This is a genomic window from Candidatus Hakubella thermalkaliphila, from assembly GCF_013281975.1.
In the GTDB taxonomy this organism is placed as follows: domain Bacteria; phylum Actinomycetota; class Humimicrobiia; order Hakubellales; family Hakubellaceae; genus Hakubella; species Hakubella thermalkaliphila.
In genome coordinates, this window is record NZ_BLRZ01000173.1 from 1 (window position 1) to 2658 (window position 2658).

Here is a 2658-nt window from a genome sequence, read left to right on the forward strand (position 1 = left end):
GTACTCCCATTCTGGTCATGGATGTCTTTTAGCATTCCTTTATGATTGACTGTGGGCTCAAGCGAGACTACTATATTGCAACGTGCTTCAAAAATATCAAATGGGCCTGGGTAGAGAGGCGACTTAAGTAGAAATTAAGGATTTGAGGCCACTTAGTGTGCTTAAAGACGACCAACGGATTAGATACCTCCATGATTATCTTGTCCGGGTTCATCAAGCGATTCAGGATGGGGTCAAAGTGGAAGGGTATTTTGTATGGTCCCTGATGGACAACTTCGAATGCTCATATGGGTATACCAGGCGGTTTGGCCTTGTTTACATTGACTACACAAGCCAGAGGCGAATCTGGAAGAAGAGTGCCTTATGACACAGGGATGTGATTGAGCGGAACGGCGTAAGGGGTTGAAGCTTTAGCTTTTTATAGATTTCTCAAGTTACCAAGACTCCTTCAGTTGGAAGGGTAGGTTGTCCATAAATGAAATAGGAGAACCACGGAAGACCGTACTCTCGTATGCTTGTTTTGAGTCAAAACAGGACCGAAGGTGACAGATTCTGGTGGCAAGAGTAAGGTCTCAAATAGCATAGAGGACCAAAGGAGGCCAGGAAAAATGAAAATATCCATCCTTGGTGGCGGTGGAACTAGAACTCCACTTTTGGTAAGAGGTCTTCTTTCCTTAGAGGAGGAGTTGGGCATAAAGGAGATCTCTCTTATGGATGTAAATGAAGAAAGACTTCCTCTCATAAAGAAAGTTTTGGATGATATCTACAAGGAAGAAACTAGGGGAGCGATTTTAACTTATACCCAGGATATAAAAGTTTGTATGGAAGAGGCATCCTTTGTTGTCTGTACCATAAGAGTGGGGGGGGGGATGAGGTAAGGATTATAGACGAAAAGGTCCCTTTAAGGTTTGGCGTTTTAGGGCAAGAGACTACCGGGCCTGGTGGATTTGCTATGGCAGTTAGAACTATCCCAAAGATATGGGAGGTAGCTTCTTTTATACATGAGGTGAGTCCTGAGACTTGGTTTATAAACTTCACCAATCCATCAGGGATAGTAACCCAAGCTATCTTGAGCCATACCCCTTTAAAAAAGGTGGTAGGGATTTGCGATGCTCCCTCTTCCATCCATAAGATTATCTCGCACCTTCTAAGTAAAAAGGAAGATGAGGTGCATATAGATTACTTCGGTATAAATCACTTTGGTTGGATTAAGGGTGTTTATGTGGATGGGAAAGATGTTTTGCCAGCTATTCTGGAATTGATCAAAGAGATACCAGATTTTGAGCGAGTGACCCGCTTTCCTCCAGAGCTGCTAGCTATAATTAAACTACTTCCTAACCCTTATCTTTACTATTACTATTTCAAAGAAGAAGCTCTTAATGTCTTTGGTTACGATGCACACTTGGAAATCCAACCCCCTTCAGCCCTTTTAGGTATGAGGCTGCTTACGAGCGCTATACCTGTGGCAGCCTTGGTTCTATCTCTTATCTCTATCTATCTTTATCCTCTGGTGGGGGAAAGGGTAAAACTCCTGGAACAGGAGGTCAGCAAACCAGATGAAAGCTAAAGATCTCATACCCATACCCAAAATGGAAGAGGGGGGAAATGTTTAGCTATCCAGCTCCATCCTGATGATATAGAAATTTTTGCTGGAGGATTTGTGGCACTGATGCGAGAGAGGGGAAAAGAAGTTATTTATGTTACTGTTACTGATGGAGGCATGGGGACTTTTGACCCAGAGCTTAGCCCGGGAGAGTTAGTTGTGATCAGAAGAAGGGAAGCGCAAGAGGCGGCTTCTGTGTTAGGTGCTGATAAACATATCTTTTTGGGCTATCCTGATACTGATGTCTTATCTCATCGGGAGTTAAGAGAGAAATTCATAAAGCTCCTTAGAGAAGAAAAACCCGATGGGATCCTTCTTCCTGACCCCTGGTTACCTTACGAGGCCCACTTGGGACATGTAATAGTAGGTTTGGCTGGAGCAGAAGCGGTTCTTTTCTCTCCTATGCCTCTTTTTGAGCCCAAAGGAGTTCCCCGTAGGGTAAGTTTCGTTGCTTTCTATGCCACCCACAGACCTAATATCTTCATAGATATAACCTCAAAGTGGGAGAAGAAACTTGAAGCTATAAAGAGGCATAAAAGTCAATTTCCTCCCGAGGTATTTTCTCCTTTCTTTCGCTATCTGGAGATGAAGGCAAAAGAATGGGGTGAAGGGAAAGGTTTTGAGAAAGCAGAAGCTTTTAAAGTTCTTACCCCCTATCATCTCCATGGCAATGTAGACACCTTAGAGTGTTAGGGGTGAGAGCATTTAAAGGACTTTCCCGAAAAAATAAAATGGAGTAGCAAGTAAAATGAGGTATTTCTTGGGTGTTGACGGTGGGGCAACTAAGACTAAGTGGTGTATCTCGTAAATTCGGTGACGTATTCTCATGCTGCAAGAGCAATTGGTTGAGAAGGTTCCGAGAGTTTTCCGAGCATCCTGGATAGATCTTCTCGTGTGAATTTCCATTTCAACGGTTTGGCAATTTGCTCCCACCAAATTATACGGTAAGCTTTCAGTAAACCCTGTTGCGACTAGGAAATGCGGAGTTCCCGGCGGAAGTGCTTGTGAAGGGGATAGAGGAAGATGTCCTTCACCGGGAGTGGGTAACGGGTGTG

Annotated in this window: 4 protein-coding genes; all 4 read left to right on the forward strand. The window is 43.8% G+C overall.

Annotation, left to right across the window (positions count from 1 at the left end):
* Positions 1-157: 157 nt before the first annotated feature.
* The 4 genes from HW443_RS14080 to HW443_RS10485 all read left to right on the forward strand — a co-directional run bounded on the left by HW443_RS14080 (position 158) and on the right by HW443_RS10485 (position 2296).
* Positions 158-367 carry a family 1 glycosylhydrolase gene (locus HW443_RS14080; protein WP_246273437.1) on the forward strand — a complete coding sequence of 70 codons (210 nt, stop codon included), beginning with the start codon at positions 158-160 and terminating at the stop codon, positions 365-367.
* Between the two features lie 241 nt (positions 368-608).
* On the forward strand, positions 609-878 hold the full coding sequence (locus tag HW443_RS10475; protein WP_176238167.1) for a family 4 glycosyl hydrolase: 270 nt from the start codon (positions 609-611) through the stop codon (positions 876-878).
* The gene (locus HW443_RS10480) at positions 818-1567 is read left to right on the forward strand and encodes a family 4 glycosyl hydrolase (protein ID WP_176238168.1); all 750 of its coding nucleotides are present in this window, start codon (positions 818-820) and stop codon (positions 1565-1567) included. Before HW443_RS10475 ends, HW443_RS10480 begins: the two co-directional genes overlap by 61 nt.
* 48 nt (positions 1568-1615) lie before the next feature.
* Complete coding sequence (locus HW443_RS10485) at positions 1616-2296, forward strand: PIG-L deacetylase family protein (protein WP_258190512.1); 681 nt, start codon at positions 1616-1618, stop codon at positions 2294-2296.
* Positions 2297-2658 lie beyond the last annotated feature (362 nt).

Bases quoted from the DNA above. Each gene is read 5' to 3' on its own strand.
- HW443_RS10475 (WP_176238167.1), top strand. From the start codon at position 609: ATGAAAATATCCATCCTTGGTGGCGGTGGAACTAGAACTCCACTTTTG.